General features: G+C 72.1%; 14 protein-coding genes. 12 read left to right on the top strand and 2 right to left on the bottom strand.

Features of this window, described 5'->3' with window-relative positions; translation table 11 throughout:
* Window positions 1–234: 234 nt before the first annotated feature.
* Together ACFP1K_RS00945 and ACFP1K_RS00940 are read left to right on the top strand one after the other, a co-directional pair.
* Window positions 235–2,088, top strand: a complete 1,854-nt coding sequence (locus ACFP1K_RS00945; RefSeq protein WP_380746030.1) for a 2-oxoacid:acceptor oxidoreductase subunit alpha — start codon at window positions 235–237, stop codon at window positions 2,086–2,088.
* Window positions 2,081–3,160, top strand: a complete 1,080-nt coding sequence (locus tag ACFP1K_RS00940; protein ID WP_380746028.1) for a 2-oxoacid:ferredoxin oxidoreductase subunit beta — start codon at window positions 2,081–2,083, stop codon at window positions 3,158–3,160. The genes ACFP1K_RS00945 and ACFP1K_RS00940 overlap by 8 nt, the downstream gene beginning before the upstream one ends.
* Before the next feature lie 66 nt (window positions 3,161–3,226).
* On the opposite strand, the gene ACFP1K_RS00935 is transcribed toward ACFP1K_RS00940, so the two are convergent.
* Both ACFP1K_RS00935 and rfbC read right to left on the bottom strand, forming a co-directional pair.
* Window positions 3,227–4,942 (bottom strand): DUF4082 domain-containing protein, encoded by a 1,716-nt coding sequence (locus tag ACFP1K_RS00935; RefSeq protein WP_380746026.1) that lies wholly within the window; start codon window positions 4,940–4,942, stop codon window positions 3,227–3,229.
* Window positions 4,943–5,236: 294 nt separating this feature from the next.
* Entirely contained in the window at window positions 5,237–5,842 is a 606-nt protein-coding gene (rfbC, locus tag ACFP1K_RS00930) for a dTDP-4-dehydrorhamnose 3,5-epimerase (RefSeq protein WP_380746024.1), read from the bottom strand.
* Window positions 5,843–6,030: 188 nt separating this feature from the next.
* On the opposite strand from rfbC, the gene ACFP1K_RS00925 reads away from it, so the two are divergent.
* The 10 genes from ACFP1K_RS00925 to ACFP1K_RS00880 all read left to right on the top strand — a co-directional run bounded on the left by ACFP1K_RS00925 (window position 6,031) and on the right by ACFP1K_RS00880 (window position 19,742).
* Window positions 6,031–6,696 (top strand): hypothetical protein, encoded by a 666-nt coding sequence (locus ACFP1K_RS00925; protein WP_380746022.1) that lies wholly within the window; start codon window positions 6,031–6,033, stop codon window positions 6,694–6,696.
* A gap of 205 nt (window positions 6,697–6,901) precedes the next feature.
* Window positions 6,902–10,882 carry a DUF4082 domain-containing protein gene (locus ACFP1K_RS00920; RefSeq protein WP_380746020.1) on the top strand — a complete coding sequence of 1,327 codons (3,981 nt, stop codon included), beginning with the start codon at window positions 6,902–6,904 and terminating at the stop codon, window positions 10,880–10,882.
* 52 nt (window positions 10,883–10,934) lie between these two features.
* Window positions 10,935–11,972: a Gfo/Idh/MocA family protein gene (locus tag ACFP1K_RS00915; protein WP_380746018.1), complete on the top strand. Its 1,038-nt coding sequence runs from the start codon at window positions 10,935–10,937 to the stop codon at window positions 11,970–11,972.
* On the top strand, window positions 11,965–12,942 hold the full coding sequence (locus ACFP1K_RS00910) for an NAD-dependent epimerase/dehydratase family protein (protein WP_380746016.1): 978 nt from the start codon (window positions 11,965–11,967) through the stop codon (window positions 12,940–12,942). The genes ACFP1K_RS00915 and ACFP1K_RS00910 overlap by 8 nt, the downstream gene beginning before the upstream one ends.
* Window positions 12,939–14,099: a glycosyltransferase gene (locus ACFP1K_RS00905; protein ID WP_380746013.1), complete on the top strand. Its 1,161-nt coding sequence runs from the start codon at window positions 12,939–12,941 to the stop codon at window positions 14,097–14,099. The genes ACFP1K_RS00910 and ACFP1K_RS00905 overlap by 4 nt, the downstream gene beginning before the upstream one ends.
* On the top strand, window positions 14,096–15,226 hold the full coding sequence (locus ACFP1K_RS00900; protein WP_380746011.1) for a DegT/DnrJ/EryC1/StrS family aminotransferase: 1,131 nt from the start codon (window positions 14,096–14,098) through the stop codon (window positions 15,224–15,226). Before ACFP1K_RS00905 ends, ACFP1K_RS00900 begins: the two co-directional genes overlap by 4 nt.
* A gap of 1 nt (window position 15,227) precedes the next feature.
* Entirely contained in the window at window positions 15,228–16,439 is a 1,212-nt protein-coding gene (locus ACFP1K_RS00895; protein ID WP_380746009.1) for a glycosyltransferase, read from the top strand.
* A complete protein-coding gene (locus ACFP1K_RS00890; protein WP_380746007.1) occupies window positions 16,436–17,956 on the top strand; it encodes an oligosaccharide flippase family protein in 1,521 nt (506 codons plus the stop codon). The genes ACFP1K_RS00895 and ACFP1K_RS00890 overlap by 4 nt, the downstream gene beginning before the upstream one ends.
* A complete protein-coding gene (locus ACFP1K_RS00885) occupies window positions 17,953–18,648 on the top strand; it encodes an acetyltransferase (protein WP_380746005.1) in 696 nt (231 codons plus the stop codon). Before ACFP1K_RS00890 ends, ACFP1K_RS00885 begins: the two co-directional genes overlap by 4 nt.
* On the top strand, window positions 18,645–19,742 hold the full coding sequence (locus ACFP1K_RS00880) for a DegT/DnrJ/EryC1/StrS family aminotransferase (protein WP_380746003.1): 1,098 nt from the start codon (window positions 18,645–18,647) through the stop codon (window positions 19,740–19,742). Before ACFP1K_RS00885 ends, ACFP1K_RS00880 begins: the two co-directional genes overlap by 4 nt.
* The last annotated feature ends 15 nt before the right edge of the window (window positions 19,743–19,757 follow it).

Raw genomic sequence — 19,757 nt, 5'->3', positions numbered from 1 at the left:
CCCCACCCCCGTACCACCCCGGGCCCCTCCCCCGGGAGGACCACCGCGTGCGGCGGCCGTCTCCCCATGACGGCCCCCGGACCGCGGACAACACCGCCCGCCGTCCCAGAGCCGGGTCACAGCTCTGATCGACGCGCATGCGGAAAGAAGCCCGCGCAGCCCTTAGGGATCTAGCATGGAATTGACATCGTGCCACCAGCTACGACGCGTCGCCGCGTCGAAGAGGAGTGAGCTGTGACCAAGCAGGTGCAGCAACTCGACCGCGTGATCATCCGATTCGCGGGCGACTCCGGCGACGGCATGCAGCTCACCGGCGATCGTTTCACCGCTGAGACCGCCGAGTTCGGCAACGACATCTCCACCCTCCCCAACTTCCCGGCGGAGATCCGCGCCCCCGCCGGCACGCTCCCGGGGGTGTCGAGCTTCCAGCTCCACTTCGCCGACCACGACATCCTCACGCCCGGTGACGCCCCCAACGTCCTGGTGGCGATGAACCCCGCCGCCCTGAAGGCCAACCTCGGCGACCTGCCGCGCGGCGCCGACATCATCGTCAACACCGACGAGTTCACCAAGCGCAACCTTCAGAAGGTCGGCTACACCGCCAGCCCGGTGGAGGACGGCTCGCTCGGCGAGTGGCGGGTGCACGCGGTGCCGCTGACCTCCCTGACGGTCAAGTCGCTCGAAGGCTTCGACATCTCCAAGAAGGACGCCGAGCGGGCCAAGAACATGTTCGCGCTCGGCCTGCTGTCGTGGCTGTACCACCGGCCCACCGAGGCGACGGTCAGGTTCCTGCGCAGCAAGTTCGCCAAGAAGCCCGACATCGCCAACGCCAACGTCGCGGCCTTCCAGGCGGGCTGGAACTACGGCGAGACCACCGAGTCGTTCTCGGTGTCCTACGAGGTCAAGCCGGCCAAGCTGACCCCGGGCCTCTACCGCAACATCTCCGGCAACCAGGCGCTGGCCTACGGCCTGGTCGCGGCGGCGGTGCAGGCCAAGCTGCCGCTGTTCCTCGGGTCCTACCCCATCACCCCGGCGTCCGACATCCTGCACGAGCTGTCCAAGCACAAGCGGTTCGGGGTGCGCACCTTCCAGGCGGAGGACGAGATCGCCGGCGTGGGCGCGGCCCTCGGCGCGGCGTTCGGCGGGGCGCTCGGCGTCACCACCACCTCCGGCCCCGGCGTGGTGCTGAAGGGCGAGACGGTGGGCCTGGCGGTCGCCACCGAGCTGCCGCTGATCGTCGTGGACGTACAGCGGGCCGGCCCGTCGACGGGCATGCCGACCAAGACCGAGCAGACCGACCTGCTGATGGCCATGTTCGGCCGCAACGGCGAGTCGCCGCTGCCGATCGTCGCCCCGGCCACCCCGTCCGACTGCTTCGACGCGGCCCTGGAGGCGGCCAGGCTGGCGGTCAAGTACCGCACCCCGGTGATGCTGCTGTCCGACGGCTACCTCGCCAACGGCTCCGAGCCGTGGCGGCTGCCCGAGGTGGAGGACCTGCCCGACCTCTCGGCCGACTTCACCGTCGCGCCGAACAGCGACGACGGCGAGACCTACCTGCCGTTCCGCCGGGACCCGCAGACCCTGGCCAGGCCGTGGGCCGTGCCGGGCACGCCGGGCCTGGAGCACCGCATCGGCGGCATCGAGAAGGCCGACGGCACCGGCAACATCTCCTACGACCCGAACAACCACGACCGCATGGTGCGGCTGCGCCAGGCCAAGATCGACGGCATCGCGCAGGACATCCCGCCGCTCGAGGTCGACGACCCCGACGGCGACGCCCGGGTGCTCGTGCTCGGCTGGGGCTCCACCTACGGCCCGATCGCAGCCGCGATGCGGCGGGTCAGGAAGACCGGCGCCAAGGTCGCGCAGGCCCACCTGCGCCACCTGAACCCCCTGCCCGCCAACACCGGCGAGGTGCTGCGCGCGTACGACAAGGTGTTGCTGCCGGAGATCAACCTCGGCCAGCTCGCCCTGCTGCTGCGCGCCCGCTTCCTCGTCGACATCATCAGTTACAACCGCGTGCGCGGTCTCCCCTTCAAGGCCGAGGAACTGGCCGGAGTGATCCAGGACGTGATCGACAGTGAGTGAAACCACGACCAACGGCCATGTCGGTGATGTCGAAGGGCTCAGGGGCAGCGGGCTGACCCTCATCCCGCGCTCCACCGCCAAGCAGACCCTGAAGGACTTCAAGAGCGACCAGGAGGTCCGCTGGTGCCCGGGGTGCGGTGACTACGCCATCCTGGCGGCGGTGCAGAGCTTCCTGCCCGAGCTCGGGCTGCGCCGGGAGAACATCGTTTTCGTCTCCGGCATCGGCTGCTCGTCCCGCTTCCCGTACTACCTGAACACCTACGGCTTCCACTCGATCCACGGCCGCGCCCCGGCCATCGCGACGGGTCTCGCCGCGTCCCGCCCCGACCTGTCGGTCTGGGTGATCACCGGGGACGGCGACGCGCTGTCCATCGGCGGCAACCACCTGATCCACGCGCTGCGCCGCAACGTCAACCTGAACATCCTGCTGTTCAACAACCGCATCTACGGGCTGACCAAGGGCCAGTACTCCCCCACCTCCGAGGTCGGCAAGATCACCAAGTCGACGCCGATGGGGTCGCTGGACAAGCCGTTCAACCCGATCTCGCTGGCCCTCGGCGCCGAGGCGAGCTTCGTGGCGCGCACCATCGACTCCGACCGCAAGCACCTGCAGTCGGTGCTGCGCGAGGCGACGGCCCACCGCGGCGCGAGCCTGGTCGAGATCTACCAGAACTGCAACATCTTCAACGACAACGCCTTCGAGCAGCTCAAGGACCCCGGGCTGCGCGACGACATCACGCTGCGGCTGGAGCACGAGCAGCCCATCGTGTCGGCCACCAAGGCCGCGCGGCGCGCGGCCTCCGGCGGCATCGAGGTGGTCGCCCGCGAGGGCCTGCCCGAGAGCGAGATCCTGGTGCACGACGCGCACGACCCCGACCCGTCGGTGGCGTTCGCGTTGTCCCGGCTGGACGAGCCGGCGTTCGAGCACGTGCCGATCGGCGTGTTCCGGTCGGTGGAGCGCCCGGCGTACGACACGCTGATGGAGCAGCAGATGAACGACGCGGTGGCCGAGCGCGGCCCCGGTGTGCTGGCCGAGCTGCTGACCGGCGGGGACACCTGGCGCGTCGGCTGATCTCAAGGGTTCCGGCAACGAGGAAGGCCCCCGCGGATGTTCCGCGGGGGCCTTCGTGTCACTGGATCAGCCGCCCTCGGGGACGGGCTTGCCGTCCTCCCAGACGTTGTTCTTCCACTCGTTGCCGGACGCGCCCTTGTCCCAGTACGCGACCGGGCCGTGGTAGCCGCCCTTGGCCCAGACGTCCTTGCTGAAGACGTTGCCGATGACCTTGATGTTGGACGACGTGCCCTTGCTGCCGGCGCCGCCGTACAGGGTGTAGCCGCCGCCCGCCAGGAAGTTGCCCTCGACGGTGACGTTGCGGACCACGCCGAAGTCCTGGAACAGGGCGATGGCGCCGGTCTGGTCGAGGTTGTTGATCACCGTGTTGCCGCGGATCACCAGCTTGGTGCCGGACGGCGGGCCGCTGGTGCACATGATCATGTCGGTGTGGTCGCCGGAGAAGTACTTCGGATCGTGCAGGTAGGAGTCCTCGATCAGGCCCTGCTCGGTGAGGATGCCGTTGCTGATCGTGTGGATGTCGACCCGCCGCACGGTCAGGTCGCCGCCCTGGTTGATGATGCCGAACTGCGTCTGGTCCCTGCCGTTGCCGAACACCTCGGTGTCCTGGACGACCAGGCCGCTGCGGCCCTTGCGCTGGATGATGCCCCACTGGCCGGGGGACGCCGCGAGCCGGGTGTTCTTGATGGTCACGTCGTCGGCGTCCACGTTGATCTCGCCGTGGACCTCCATGCCGTCGATCACCGTGCCGTCCTTGGTCACCGTGATCGACTTGCTCTCCTTGAGCGTGGTGCCCGCGGGGACACCGGTGTCGCCGGCGCCGGGGAAGCCGCCGGTGGGCGGCGGGGTGGTGGTCTCGCTCGGCTTGGACGTCGGCGTCTGCGAGGGGGTGCGGGACGGCGTCGGCGAGGGCCGCGGCGTCGAGCTCCTGGTCGCGCTGGGCGTGGTGCTCGGCGTGCGGGTGCGCGTCGGCGTCGGGGAGGCCGAAGACGGGGTGGGCGACGCGGTCGGCGTCTCCGACGCGGTGCCGGACTCGCTCGGCGTCGGGGTGACCCCGCCGGTCGGCGTGACGCTCGGGGTGACCTCGCCGCCGGGGTCCGTCGAGGTCGGCGTCGGCTCGACCGTGGGATCGGTCGTCGGCACGACGGTCGGACGGCCACTCGGACGCGGGTGGTGCCAGCGCCGCTCGCGGTGCCGGAAGACGAGGTCCACGAAGTAGCTGACCCGGCGCGGGTGCACGCGGGAGGGGAACCCGGCCTCGTCGGTGACGCCGAACACGCCGGCCTCGGCGGTGAGCGGGCCGGCCTTGACCGGCCGCTTGAAGGCGCCGGGCTTGGAGACGTAGCCGCCGTTCTCGGTGTGGTACGAGACCGTGTAGGTGCGCCCGGCGACCGTGCGGACCGGCTCGTCGAACAGCGCCTGCTGCCAGCCGCTCTTGCTCTCCCCCGTGAAGGTCACCTTGGCGAGCAGCTTGCCGCGCGAGTCCCACAGGCTGCCGCGGTGGGTGCCGCTCTCCCCGGCGGGCTTGTAGAACCGGACGCCGGCCACCTCGCCGTCCTTGCTGGCGCGGAACCGGGTGCCGAGCTCCAGCGGGGTGTTCTCCATCTGGGCCGTGGCCTTGACCTTCTTGGTCTTCCACAGGCTCGATTCGAGCGTCACCTCGGACGCGACCGGCGCGGTGTTCGTCACGGGCGCCGCGGACGGCGAGCGGTTGACGATCACCACGGTGACCGTCGCCCCCAGCACGACCGCGGCGGCCACCAGGGAGACCCGCCCGAGCATGGGGAGCCGGGAGCGCGTCCCGGTTGTATATGGAGCGGGTGACCGGCGCCTGGGGCTCGGCCGGTCCGCCTGCCGGCGACTGCTCACGGGGACAGCCTCCACCTCCGGCGCCACACGAGCGCCGATCATGTTTCAGTGCGAGGCTATTGTTGCGGTTGGGAAACGATGCCACAACCGGAACTCCCGGTTTTATCTGCTAATTGGCGCTAATTGGTATACGAACCGTGATTACGGCATCCTTTTCTCAGGAACCCCATGCGCCAGAAAACATGACTGGCGTCCGCTTTCGCCTGATCAGACGGCCGACCGGGCGCGCAACTTCGCGTAGTGGGCCAAGCAGTCGTCGTACTGCGGCAGCATGCCCTTGTCCCGCGCCTCGGCGAGGGTCGGCGCGACGGCGTCCTTGGGGGACAGCAGCGGCTCGACGTCCCGCGGCCAGGCGATGCCGAGGCCGGGGTCCAGCGGGTGGATCCCGTGCTCGCGCCGGGGGGCGTACGGCTCGGAGCAGGCGTAGATCACGGTGGCCTGCTCGCTGAGCGCCATGAACGCGTGGCCGAGCCCCTCGCCGACGTACAGGCCGCACCGGGTGCGGTCGTCCAGCTCGACGGCCTCCCACGTCCCGAAGGTGGGCGAGCCGACCCGGATGTCCACCACCACGTCGAGCACGGCCCCGGCCACACAGGTGACGTATTTGGCCTGGCCGGGGGGCACGTCGGCGAAGTGGACGCCGCGCAGGACGCCGCGCCGGGAGACCGAGCAGTTGGCCTGGGCGAGGTCCAGCCCGTGGCCCACGGCCCCGGCCAGACGGTCCGCGCGGAACCACTCCAGGAACGTTCCCCTCTCGTCGCTGTGGAGTGCGGGGGTGAACAGATACGCGTCCGCGACGCTCAGTTCCTTCACGGGACCAAGGGTGACATCTCCGTGTCTCAGTGCGCTATCGAATGCCCCTGACGGCAGCACGATCCGGCGTGTTCTGCGATAGTTGGCCCGTCTCGTTGGAACGTGCCCACCACGCGGCCACCGCCCCGGGCGGGCCGCCCGCCGTCCCCCGCGCCGCCCCCCGCCGAACTCGCCGCCAAGGAGAGACAGTGAGCCGTCTGAACGCCCTCCGGAGTCGCTTCGTCGACGCCCCCGACTCACTCGGGGCCAAGGCGCGGGCCCGGCGTTGGAACTGGTTCGCCCAGCGCTTCCCCGACCTCTCGGAGATGTCGGTGATCGACCTCGGAGGCACGGTGGGCGCGTGGATGCGGGCTCCCGTGCGGCCGGCGCGGGTGCGCGTGGTGAACCTCGAACAGCCGCCCGCCGACCTGCCCGGCTGGATCCAGGCCGACGTGGCCGACGCCTGCGAGCTCCCCAAGGACATCGTCGCCGAGGGATACGACCTCGTGTTCTCCAACGCGGTCATCGAGCACGTCGGCGGCCACCTGCGCCGCCAGCGGTTCGCCGACGCGGTGCACGAGCTGGCCGACCGCCACTGGGTGCAGACGCCGTACCGCTACTTCCCGGTGGAGCCCCACTTCCTGTTCCCCGGCTTCCAGTACCTCCCGATCGCCGCCCGCACCGCGCTGCTGCGGCGCTGGCCGCTGGTGCACACCCCCACCTCCGACCGCGAGGCCGCGCGCAACATCGTGATGGAGGTGGAGCTGCTCAGCATCACCGAGATGCGGCACTACTTCCCGTCGTCGGAGATCCGGTTCGAGCGCCTCGGCGGACTGGTGAAGTCCGTCATCGCGGTCGACGCCAAGGCACCCTGAGCGGTTACGGGTGTGACAGAAGGGTCGCGATTGCCTGTCCCTGGTAAACCGGCGTGACCATACGGGCGTCGATTCGACGGGACCACGCTCCGCAGCGTGCGCACCACCGGGGATCACTCACCCTTATCCGTCACGTGGGAGCACCATGAAACCGCGCAGTGCCGCGCGCCGACACCGGTCGGCGATCGCCGCGGCAGCGTTGACCTTGACCGCCCTAATCACCGCACCGGCCACGCCCGCGAGCGCGTTAGGCCCGTGCGACGCGGGCGGCAACAAAATCACTTGTGAGAACAGCCTGCCCGGCAACGACCCGAGCGAGTGGGAGACCAGCTCGCACGGCACCGTCGAGGGCTACGCCGACCAGATGAGCGTGAACCTCGGGCAGACCGTCAACTTCAAGCTCAGGTCGCCCGCCCTGTCGCTCCAGGTCGACATCTACCGGATGGGCTACTACCAGGGGAACGGCGCCCGCAAGGTCATCACCGTGCCGGCCACCACCTCGGTCTCCCGCTTCCAGCCGAACTGCCCGGAGAACACCACCACCGGCGAGGTGGCCTGCAACTGGGGCACGGTCGCCAGCTGGACCGTTCCCACCACGGCGGTCTCCGGCGTCTACTTCGCACACGTCGTCCGCCCGGACACGGGCGACGACACCCATGTCGTGTTCGTGGTCCGCGACGACGCGAGCACCGCGGACGTGCTGTTCCGCACCTCCGACAGCACCTGGCAGGCGTACAACTCCTGGGGCGACATCCCGGCCACCGAGGAGAACCCCAACAAGGTCCTGAACAGCCTGTACCGCGGCGACAGCGTCGCGGCGCCCGGCCGGGCCGTCAAGGTCAGCTACAACCGGCCGTTCAACACCCGCGACTCCACGCCGTGGGGCCGCGACTTCGTGTTCGCCAACGAGTACCCCATGATCCGCTGGCTGGAGGCCAACGGCTACAACGTCTCCTACCAGTCGTCCTTCGACGCGGCGCGGGCACCGGCCACGCTGCTCACCCACAAGGCGCTGCTGTCGGTGGGCCACGACGAGTACTGGTCGGGCGAGGAGCGCGCCGCGTTCGAGGCGGCCCGTGACGCCGGGGTGAACCTCGCGTTCTTCAGCGGCAACGAGGTCTACTGGAAGACCCGCTGGGAGAACAACTACCGCACGCTGGTCTCCTACAAGGAGACGCACGCCAACGGCAAGATCGACCCCACGCCGAACGTGTGGACGGGCACCTGGCGCGACAACCGCTTCAGCCCGCCGGCCGACGGCGGCCGTCCGGAGAACTCCCTCACCGGCACGCTGTTCACCGTCAACTGCACCAGCTCGGCCAACGACTGCGCGGCCATCCCGCTGACCATCCCGGCGGCCGACGGCAAGATGCGCTTCTGGCGCGGCACCTCGGTGGCCGGCCAGCTCACCGGCTCGATGAGCATCCCCGGCGTGGTCGGCTACGAGTGGGACGAGGACATCGACAACGGCGCCCGGCCGAAGGGCCTGGTCCGCCTGTCCACCACCACCGCGACCGCCGAGCAGGTGCTGATCGACCAGGGCACCAACGTCGCCCAGCTGAGCGCCACCCACCGCATGACCATGTACCGCGCGCCGAGCGGCGCCCTGGTGTTCGGCGCCGGCACGGTGCAGTGGACCTGGGGCCTGGACGACGAGCACGACAGCTACGACGACGAGACCTACGCGGACCAGCGGATCAAGCAGGCCACCGTCAACCTCTTCGCCGACATGGGCGTGCAGCCGAAGTCCCTCACCTCGGGGCTGAGCGCCGCCGTCAAGTCCACCGACGTCACCGGCCCCACGGCCACGATCACCGCCCCGGCGTCCGGCGCCACGGTGAACAGCGGCACGACGGCCACCATCAGCGGCACCGCCCTCGACCTCGGCGGGCAGGTCGGCGCGGTCGAGGTCTCCACCGACAACGGCGCCACCTGGCACCCGGCCACCGGCCGTACCACCTGGACCTACTCGTGGAAGGTGACCGGCGTCGGCGCCACCACCATCAAGGTGCGCGCCGCCGACGACAGCGGCAACGTCGGCGCCGAGGCGTCGCGGAACGTCACCGTCGCCTGCCCGTGCAGCCTGTTCCCGCCCTCGACCGTCCCCGCCAACCCCGCGGAGAACGACGGCACCGCGCTCGAACTCGGCGTGCGCTTCACCTCGGCGGTGAACGGCTACCTGACCGGCGTGAAGTTCTACAAGGGCACCGGCAACACCGGCACCCACACCGGCACCCTGTGGTCCGTCTCCGGGGACCAGCTCACCACCGGCACCTTCACCGGGGAGAGCTCCAGCGGCTGGCAGACGCTCAACTTCACCTCACCGGTGTTCGTCACCGCGGGCACCGAGTACATCGCCTCGTACTACGCGCCGAACGGCCACTACGCCGCCGACGCCAACTACTTCCGCTACCACCCGCTGGTGAACGCGCCGCTCACCGCGCCCGAGGCCACCGAGTCCGCGGGCAACGGCGTCTACCGGGTCGGGGCGGGCTTCCCCAACCAGACCTACAACGGCGGCAACTACTACGTGGACGTCGTGTTCTCGACCAACGACGTCTACCCGCCCGCCGTGAACTCCGCGACCCCGCCTGCCGGCTCCTCCAGCGTGCCGACCACGGTGCAGCCGTCGGTGACGTTCGGCGAGCCGATCCAGGGCGGCACCGCGACGTTCACGCTGAAGGACTCGACCGAGGCGTCCGTCGCGGGCACCGCGGCGCTCAACCCGGCGCGCACCACGCTGACGTTCACCCCGGCGGCCCCGCTGGCCCCCGGCGAGCGGTTCAGCGTCTCGGTGACCGGCGCCAGGGACGACGCGAACAACCTGATGGCCGCGCCGCTCGCGTTCTCGTTCACCACGGCCAAGACATGGACGGCCGGGGTGTGCCCCTGCACGATCAGGCCGGACGTCACCGTGCCCGAGGTGCCGAGCGTCAACGACCCCGGCTCGGTCGAGGTCGGCGTCAAGTTCCAGGCCGACACGGACGGCTTCATCGAGGGCATCCGCTTCTACAAGGGCGCGGGCAACACCGGCACGCACACCGGCACGCTGTGGTCGGGGTCCGGGCAGGAGCTGGCCACGGCCACGTTCACCGACGAGTCCACCCAGGGCTGGCAGGAGGTCTACTTCTCCACACCGGTGCCGGTCACCAGGGACACCACCTACGTGGCGTCCTACCACGCGCCGAACGGCCGGTACGCCGCGACGTACTGGGGCCTGGACGCGGCCGTGGTGGCCTCGCCGCTGCGCACGCTGGCCAGCGGGCCGAGCGGGGGCAACGGCGTCTACGCCTACGGCGCGCGTTCGTTCCCGACCGGTTCGTGGGCGAGCACCGACTACGGCGTGGACGTGATCTTCAGCAGGCTGGCCGACACGACGGCGCCGTTCGTCACGGCGAAGTCGCCCGCCCACGGCGGCACCGGCGTGTCCACCGGCACCGCCGTCACCGCGACGTTCAGCGAGCCGATCCAGACCGGCACGGGGAACATCGTGGTGCGGGACGCCGCCAACCAGGTGGTCGACGGCGACGTGTCGCTCAACGAGGCCCGCACGCTGCTGACCTTCACACCGGACGACACGCTGGCGCAGGCCACGACCCACACGGTCACGGTCAGCGGCGCCGAGGACGACGCCGACAACGCCATGACCACCACGTCCTGGTCGTTCACCACCGGCGGCGCGGCGAGCTGCCCCTGCTCCATCTGGCCGAGCAACGCCACCCCGGTCACCTCGTCGATCAACGACCCCGACGCGGTGGAGGTCGGCGTCAAGTTCACCGCCGAGATGGACGGCAGCGTCACCGGCGTCCGGTTCTACAAGGGCGCGGGCAACACCGGCACCCACACCGGCAACCTGTGGAGCGCCACCGGCACCCTGCTGGCCACCGGCACCTTCGACAGCGAGACGGCGTCCGGCTGGCAGTCCATGACGTTCACCACCCCGGTGTCCCTCACCGCCGGCCAGGTGTACGTGGCGTCCTACCACGCTCCCGCCGGGCACTACGCGGGCGACGGGGGTTACTTCAACTCCGGGCCCGTGGACAACTCCCCGCTGCACGCCGTGGCCAACGGCGGGCCCGCGGGGGCGAACGGCGTCTACCGGTACGGGGAGAACTCCGGCTTCCCGACCGCCAGCTTCAACGGGGCCAACTACTGGGTGGACGTTCTGTTCACCCCGTCGAGCTGATCCCGTCATCCACGTGCGATTCGATCGCCTGACGAACTGAAAGGAGTTCCGCGTGACGATCGGCCTTGCCGTGATCGGTGCGGGCTACTGGGGGCCCAACCTGGTACGGAACGCGATGGCCACCCCCGAGCTCCGGCTGGAGTGGCTGTGCGACCTCGACGAGGATCGGGCCCGGGCCGTGCTCGGGCGCTACACCACGGTGAGGCCTACATCGTCCTACGAGCAGGTGCTCCAGGACCCGGCCGTGGACGCGGTCGCCATCGCCACCCCGGCGCGGACCCATTTCGATCTGGTCCGCGCCGCCCTGGACGCCGGCAAGCATGTCCTGGTGGAGAAGCCGCTGACCCCGACCCACGCGGAAGGGGTCAAGCTGGTCGCGCTGGCGCGCGAGCGCGAGCGGGTGCTGATGCTGGACCACACGTTCTGCTACACCCCGGTGGTCCGTAAGATCCGCGACCTGGTGGCCGCCGGGGAGCTCGGCGAGGTGCAGTTCGTCGACTCGGTGCGCATCAACCTCGGGCTGGTGCAGCCGGACGTCGACGTGCTGTGGGACCTCGCGCCGCACGACCTGTCGATCCTCGACTTCGTGCTGCCCGGCGGGCTCGACCCCGTCGCGGTGGCGGCGCACGCCTCCGACCCGATCGGGGCCGGGCGGCCGTGCCTGGCCTACCTGACCCTGTGGCTGCGCTCGGGCGTGCTGGCCCACGTGCACGTGAACTGGCTCAGCCCCACCAAGATCCGCACGACCGTGATCGGCGGGTCGCGCCGCACGATCGTGTGGGACGACGTCAACCCCGCCCAGCGCCTCGCCGTGTACGACCGCGGGGTCGACCTCTCGGCCGCCGGCGCGGACGAGCGCCGGGCGGCCCTCATCTCCTACCGGACCGGTGACGTCGTCGTCCCGGCCCTGCCGGAGCGCGAGGCCCTGCGCGGGGTGATGAGCGAGTTCGCCGCCGCCATCACCGAGGGCCGCGCGCCGCTGACCGACGGCCGGGCGGGGCTGCGCGTCCTGGCCCTGCTGGAGGCGGCCGGGCGAAGCATCCACAATGACGGCAGAAGAATCGACCTGGGGGACCTTCTAGATGATTGACAACAGCCGCTGCCTGGTGACCGGGGGCGCGGGCACCATCGGCTCGACCATCGTCGACCAGTTGCTGGCGGCCGGCGCGGGCGAGGTCGTCGTCCTGGACAACTTCGTCCGGGGCCGCCGGGCCAACCTCGCCGCCGCCGAGGCCGCGGCGGACGGGCGGCTGCGCGTCGTCGAGGGCGACATCCGCGACACCGCGCTGGTCCGGTCGGTGACCAGGGGCATGGACATCGTGTTCCACCAGGCCGCCATCCGGATCACCCAGTGCGCCGAGGAGCCGCGGCTGGCGCTCCAGGTGCTGGTGGACGGCACCTACGAGGTCGTCGAGGCCGCCGCCGAGGCGGGTGTGCGCAAGGTAGTGGCCGCGTCGTCGGCGTCGGTGTACGGCCTGGCCGAGACGTTCCCGACCCGCGAGGACCACCACCCGTACGACAACGACACGCTGTACGGCGCCGCCAAGACGTTCAACGAGGGGCTGCTGCGCAGCTTCCACGCCATGCGCGGGCTGGACTACGTGGCGCTGCGCTACTTCAACGTGTACGGCCCCCGGATGGACATCCACGGCCTGTACACCGAGGTGCTGATCCGGTGGATGGAGCGCATCGAGTCCGGCACGCCGCCGCTGATCCTCGGTGACGGGCTGCAGACCATGGACTTCGTGTACACCGAGGACATCGCGCGCGCCAACCTGCTCGCCGCCGGCTCCGGCGTCACCGACCGGGTGTTCAACATCGCCAGCTCCGCCGAGACCAGCCTGCGCGAGCTCGCCGAGACGCTGATGCGCGTCATGGGGCGCGAGGACCTCGGCCTGGAGTTCGGCCCGGCCCGCGCGGTCAACGGCGTGACCCGGCGCCTCGCGGACGTGTCCGCGGCGGCGGAGTCGCTCGGCTGGAAGGCCGAGATCGGCCTAGAGGAAGGGCTGCGCCGGCTGGTCGGCTGGTGGCGGTCCCAGCGCGCAGAGACGGCCCGGTGAACGGGTTACTGGTCTACGCGGGCGGCACCCGGTACGACGGGGTGAGCGGCACCGACCGCCACATGGCGGACCGGCTCGCCGGGTTCGCCGACGTGCTGTACGTCGACCCGCCCCGGCCGGTCACCTCGGGCTGGCGCGACCCGGAGACCGGCGAGGCCGGGCACGTGCTGCGGGAGGTCCGGCCGGGCCTTTGGCGGCTCAGCCCGGCCGCGCCGCCGTACGCCTACCGCCCCGGGATGGACCGCGTCACCGCGGCGCTGGCCCGGCGCGCGGTGCGCGGCGCCGCGCGGCGGCTCGGGCGGGGCATCGCCGCGGTCGTGGTGGCCGGATCCACCGACCTGGTGGACGTCGCGCCCGGCGCCCGCACCGTGCGGTACACCACCGACGACCTGGTGGCCGGGGCCGGGCTGATCCGCATGTCCGCGGTGCGGCTCGCCCGCGCCGAGCGGAGCATGTCCACCCGCGCGGACGCCGTCGCGGTGGTGTCGCCGGGCCTGGTGGACCGGGTGTCCCGGTACGGCAGGAAGGCGGCGCTGGTGCCCAACGGGTGCGACGTGTCGGCGTACGCGGGCATCGACGACGCGCCCCTGCCCGCCGACCTGCCCGCGGAGCTGGACGAGGCCGCGGTGGCCGGGTTCGTGGGGCACGTCAACGCCCGGATCGACATCGCGCTGCTGGAGGCCGTCGCGGACGGCGGCACGCCGCTGGTGCTGGTCGGCCCGGTCGCGGACGGCTACGAGCCCGAGCGGTGGCCGCTTCTTGTGGAACGTCCCAATGTGCACTGGGTGGGGCGCAAGGCGTACGAGGAGCTGCCGTCGTACCTCCGGGTCATCGACGTCGGGCTGACGCCGTACGCGGCGACGCCGTTCAACCGGGCCAGCTTCCCGCTGAAGACACTGGAGTACCTCGCGGCCGGGCGCGGGGTCGTCTCCACCGACCTCCCGGCCACCGCGTGGCTCGCGGCGGGGCCGCTGATCCCGGTCGCGCACGGCCCGCACGAGTTCGCCGCCGCGGTCGCGGCGGAGCTGAGCGTGCCGCGGACGCCCGCCCTGGTCCGGCGGCGGCGGGCCTTCGCGGCGCGGCACGACTGGCACCAACGGGTGCGCCTGCTGGCGGACCTGCTCGGTTTGACGATCAGGGAGGTGGCCGGGCGATGATCCCGGTGATGCGGCCGTGGTTCGGCCCGGAGGAGCAGGCGGCGGTCGGCGAGGTCATCGCCTCGGGCTGGGTCGCGCAGGGGCCGAAGGTGGCCGAGTTCGAGCGCGGGTTCGCGGCCTCCGTCGGGGCCGGGCACGGCGTGGCCGCCTCCTCGTGCACGACGGCGCTGCACCTGGCCCTGGTGCTCGGCGGCGTCGGGCCGGGTGACGAGGTGGTGGTGCCGTCGCTGTCGTTCATCGCGACCGCCAACGTGGTGCGGTACGTCGGCGCGACCCCGGTGTTCGCCGACATCGACCCGGCGACCGGCAACCTCACCGCCAAGACGATCGAGGCGGCCCTCAGCCCGCGCACCCGCGCGGTGATCGTCGTCCACCAGGGCGGGGTGCCCGCCGACGTGGACGAGATCCGCGCGGCGCACGGGGAGCTGCTGCTCGTCGAGGACGCCGCGTGCGCCGCCGGGTCGACGTACCGGGGGCGGCCGGTCGGGGTGGGGGCGGCCGTGGCCGCGTGGTCGTTCCACCCGCGCAAGCTGCTCACCACCGGGGAGGGCGGCATGCTGACCACCGACGACGCCGGGTGGGCGGCGCGGGCGCGGCGGCTGCGCGAGCACGCCATGAGCGTCAGCGCGGCCGACCGGCACGCCGGCGGGTCCACAGCGCCCGAGGAGTACACCGAGGTCGGCTACAACTACCGGATGACCGACCTCCAGGCCGCCGTCGGGCTCGTGCAGCTAGGCCGGCTGCCCGCGATGGTGGCGCGGCGCCGCGCGCTGGCCGCCCGGTACCAGGAGCTGCTGGCGGGCATCCCCGGCCTGGTCACGGTGCGCGACCCCGAGCACGGCGAGGGCAACTACCAGTCGTTCTGGATCGCGCTGCCCGGCGACTTCCCGATGAGCCGGGGCGACCTGCTGCACTTCCTGGCAGGGCACGGGGTGTCGGCGCGGCGCGGCATCATGGCGGCGCACCTGGAGCCCGCGTACGCCTCCGGCGGGCCGTACGACCTGCCGGCCACCGAGTGGCTGACCGCGAACTCGCTGATCCTGCCGCTGTTCCACGCGATGACCGAGGACGAGCACGACCGCGTCGTCGCCGCGCTGTACGCCGCCGCCGGTCTGCCGGGGCTGTGACGTGCGCGTACTGGTCTATCCCCACGCGATGGAGGTCGGCGGCAGCCAGCTCAACGCGGTCGAGCTCGCCGCCGCCGTCCAGCGCCTCGGACACGACGTCGCCGTGCTCGGCGAGCCGGGCCCGATGGTCGCCCACGTGGCGGCCGCCGGCCTGGAGCACATCCCCCTGGACCCCGGCCGCCGCAGGCCGTCCGCGTCCACCGTCCGCCTGCTGCGCGACCTCGCGGTGCGGCGGCGCCTGGACGTGGTGCACGGCTACGAGTGGCCCCCCGGCGTGGAGGCCTTCTACGCGAGCCTGAGCGGCCCGTCCGCGGCCGTGTGCACGGTCATGTCCATGGACGTGGCGCCGTTCCTGCCCGGCTCGCTCCCGCTGGTGGTCGGCACCCGCGAGATCCAGGAACGCGCCGCGCCCGGCCGCCGTCACGTCCACCTGATCGAGCCGCCGGTCGACGTCACCGCCAACGTCCCCGGGCACCCCGTCGAAGCCTTCCGCCAGGAGTTCGGCCTGGAGGAGGGCCCTTTCGACCTGGTCGTGGTCGGCCGCCTGGTCGCGGAACTGAAGCTCGAAGGCATCCTCACCGCGATCGACGTGACCGGCCGCCTGGCCGCCGAACTGAACCTGCGCCTGATCATCGTCGGCGACGGCCCCGCCCGCCCCGAGGTGGAGGCCCGGGCCGCCGCGGCCAACGCCACCGCCGGCCGCCGCGCCGTCGTCCTGACCGGCCAGCTGCTGGACCCCCGCCCCGCCTACGCCGCCGCCACCGCCTGCCTGGCCATGGGCGGCTCGGCCCTGCGCTCGCTGGCCTTCGCCAAACCGCTCATCGTCCAGGGCGAGCTCGGTTTCTTCGAGCTCCTCACCCCCGACACCGAGAAGACCTTCCTCTCCCAGGGCTGGTACGGCCTGGGAGACGGCCCCCACGAGGGCCCCGCCCGCCTGGAAGCCGCGCTCCGCACCCTCACCACCGAGGTGCGCCTGCGCGGGCGCCTGGGCGACTACGGCCGCCGCCTCGTCGAGGACCGCTTCAGCCTGGAACGCGCCGCCCGCGTCCAGGTGGACATCTACCAGCAGGCCATCGCCGAACGCCCCGCCGCCCTGGACGCGCTCGGCACCGCCGCGGGCGTCCTGCGCCACAAGCTGCGCCGCCGCTACCAGCGTCTGCGTGGCACCGGGTCCCGCGACGACTTCAACGCCGTCGCCCGGAGACCCGGGTGACCGGCGCCGGCGCCGCCTCGTTGCGCACCCGGGCGGGCAAGGCGCTCGGGTGGAGCTTTCTGAGCACGCTGGCGTCACGCCTCGGGACGCTCGCCATCGGGATCACGCTGGCGCGGGTGCTCGGGCCGACCGAGTTCGGGACGTTCGCGGTGGCGCTGGTGGCGTTGCTGGCGATGCTGAGCATCAACGAGCTCGGGGTCAGTCTCGCCATCGTGCGGTGGCCGGACGACCCGCGGGGCATCGTGCCGACCGTGGCCACGTTGTCGGCCGGGTTCAGCGTGCTGGTGTGCGGGGCGTTCGTGCTGACGGCACCGGCGTTCGCGGAGGCCATGGGGAACCCGGCGGCGACGGGGCCGGTGCGGCTGCTGGCGGTCAGCGTGGTCACCAACGGGCTGGTGTCGACGTCGGCGGCGCTGATGCAACGCCACTTCATGCAGGGGCGCAAGATGATCGCCGACCAGGTGGACAGCTGGCTCGGCGCCCTGGTGTCCCTGACGCTGGCCCTGCTCGGCTGGGGCGCGATGAGCCTCGCCGCCGGGCGGGTCTGCGGGTCCATCGCGGGCGGCGCGCTGCTGATGTACTTCGCGCCGGAACGGCTGAGGTTCGGCTTCGACCGGCAGGTCGCCCGCCGGCTGATCCGCTTCGGGCTGCCGCTGGCAGGCGCGTCGCTGCTGGTCTTCGGCGTCGGGTACGCCGACCAGATCATCGTCGGCAGCGTGCTCGGCCCCACGGCCCTCGGCTTCTACGTCCTGGCGGTGAACCTGTCCGGCTGGCCGGTCGCGGTGTTCTCCCAGCCGGTACGCGCCGTGGCCCCCGCCGCCTTCGCCCGCCTCCAGCACGACCGTCCCCGGCTGGGCCGCGCGTTCGTCATGGTCGCGGCGCTGCTGGTCGGCGTCACGCTGCCGGTGTGCCTGCTGCTCGGCGGCGCGGCGCCGCCGGTCATCCGCTTCGTGTACGGCGAGGAGTGGGCACCCGCCGCGGTCGCGCTGGCAGGCCTCGGGGCGCTCGCCGGGTTCCGCATCTTCTTCGAGCTGGTCTACGACTACCTGGTGGTGCTGGAACGCTCGCGGTCGGTCCTGGCCGTCCAGGCGCTCTGGCTGGTCGTGCTGATCCCCGCGATGTGGGCGGGCGTCCAGGCCGACGGCCTGCGCGGCGCCGCCGTCGCGCTGGTCGCCGTGGCCGGGATCGTGATCCTGCCCGTCTACCTGTGGCAGCTCGGCCGGTCGGGCATCCGCCTGCGCACCCTGGGCCGCCACCTGTGGCCCGCCGTACTGGCCGGCCTCGCCAGCGGCGCCTTCGCCGTCCTGGCCGGACGCGTGATCGGCCCCGACCTCGCCGTCCTGGCCGCCGCGGGAACCTTCACGCTGCTGGTGGTGGGCCTGTACGGCTACCGCAGGCGCCATGTGCTGCGCGAGATGAAGACCGTCGACGCCCCGCCCCAGGGGCCACTGGAGGAACCCGCCGCCATGACCCCGCTCAGCGGCCCGGCCGACCCGGCCAGGGAGACCACCGCATGACCATGTCCACCGGCGGCACGGGCGAGCCGCTGCTCATCGTCGGCGCGGGCGGGTTCGCCCGCGAGACCGCGCAACTCGTCCACGCGATCAACGAGGTCTCGCCCGCCTGGGACCTGCTGGGCCACCTGGACGACGACCCCGCCAAGCACGGCGGGAAGGTCGACGGGGTGCCGGTCCTCGCGGGCACCGACGCCGTGCGGTCCTTCGGCGACGCCAGGATCGTCGTGTGCACGGGCAGCCCCCGCGACTACGCCAGCCGGGCCCGCATCGTCCGCCGCCTCGGCCTCCCGCCCGACCGGTACGCCACCCTTGTCCACCCGAGCGCCTGCGTGTCCCGCACGTCGTCCATCGGCCCGGGATCGGTGGTGCTCGCCCAGGCCGTGCTCACCGCCGCGGTCACCCTGGGCGCGCACGTGAGCGTGATGCCGCACGTCACGCTGACCCACGACGACGAGGTCGGCGACTTCGCCACCCTCGCCGCGGGCGTGCGCCTCGCGGGAGGGGTGCGCGTCGAGCCGGGCGCCTACCTCGGGTCGGGCGCGCTGGTGCGCGAGACCCGCGTCATCGGCTACTACTCCCTGGTCGGAATGGGCGCCGTCGTGACCCGCGACATCCCCCCTGAGCAGGTCTGGGCCGGGGTGCCGGCCCGCTACGTCCGTCAAGCCACCGTCGACCACGGAGCACTGTCATGATCCCATTCGTCGATCTGAGCGCCGCCCACGCCGAGGTGGCCGAGGAGGTGTCCGAGGGCTTCGCCAGGGTCCTGCGGGACACCGCGTTCGTCCAGGGCCCCGACGTCGCGGCCTTCGAGGAGGAGTACGCCGCCTACTCCGGCGTCCCGCACTGCGTGGGCGTGGGCAACGGCACCGACGCCATCGAACTGGCCCTGCGCGCCTGCGACCTGCCCGCCGGGGGCGGCGCCGTGATGCCCGCCAACACCTTCGTCGCCACCGCGGAGGCCGTCGTCCGTGCGGGCCTGCGGCCGGTGCTCGCCGACTGCGACGACGACCACCTCCTGCTCGACCCGTCCGCCGCCGCCACCGCCACCGAGGCGGACACCGTGGCCGTGCTGCCCGTCCACCTGTACGGCCAGCAGGCCCCGATGGCCGCGGTGCACGCCCTCGCCGAGCGCCGGGGCCTCGCCGTGGTGGAGGACGCCGCCCAGTCGCAGGGCTCCGGCCAGGACGGACGTCCCCCGGTCGGCCTCGCGGCGACCAGCTTCTACCCCGGCAAGAACCTCGGCGCGTACGGCGAGGCCGGGGCCGTACTGACCTCCGCCCCCGATCTGGCCCGCGCCGTCCGCCTGCTGACCAACCACGGCAGCGAGGTGAAGTACTGGCACGAGTCCCTCGGCTTCAACTCCCGCCTGGACACCATGCAGGCCGTGGTGCTGCGCGCCAAGCTCAGGCGCCTGGCCCGCTGGAACGAGCTGCGCCGAACCGCCGCCGACCGGTACGCCGCGCTGCTGTCCGGCGTGGACGGCGTGCGGCTGCCGCGCACCGCCCCCGGCAACCTGCACGTCTGGCACCTGTACGTCATCCGCGTGCCCGAGCGGGATCGCGTGGTCGCCGCCCTGCGCCAGGCGGGCGTCCAGGCTCAGATCCACTACCCGGTGCCCGTCCACCTGCAGCCGGCCTTCCGGCACCTCGGGCACGGCCCGGGTGACTTCCCGGTCGCCGAGGCCGCCGCCGGCGAGATCCTGTCCCTGCCCATGCACCCCCACCTCACCGCCGTCCAGCAGGAGCAGGTGGCCGAGATCTTGGACAAGGCCCTGCGGCAGCTGTGATTGCGGCACGATAAG

Source organism: Sphaerisporangium aureirubrum (genome assembly GCF_042658925.1).
Lineage (GTDB): Bacteria > Actinomycetota > Actinomycetes > Streptosporangiales > Streptosporangiaceae > Sphaerisporangium > Sphaerisporangium aureirubrum.
This window is presented reverse-complemented; position numbering and strand designations above follow the sequence as displayed.

Bases quoted from the DNA above. Each gene is read 5' to 3' on its own strand.
- ACFP1K_RS00935 (WP_380746026.1), bottom strand. From the start codon at position 4,942: ATGCTCGGGCGGGTCTCCCTGGTGGCCGCCGCGGTCGTGCTGGGGGCG.
- ACFP1K_RS00880 (WP_380746003.1), top strand. From the start codon at position 18,645: ATGATCCCATTCGTCGATCTGAGCGCCGCCCACGCCGAGGTGGCCGAG.
- ACFP1K_RS00910 (WP_380746016.1), top strand. From the start codon at position 11,965: ATGATTGACAACAGCCGCTGCCTGGTGACCGGGGGCGCGGGCACCATC.
- ACFP1K_RS00885 (WP_380746005.1), top strand. From the start codon at position 17,953: ATGACCATGTCCACCGGCGGCACGGGCGAGCCGCTGCTCATCGTCGGC.
- ACFP1K_RS00900 (WP_380746011.1), top strand. From the start codon at position 14,096: ATGATCCCGGTGATGCGGCCGTGGTTCGGCCCGGAGGAGCAGGCGGCG.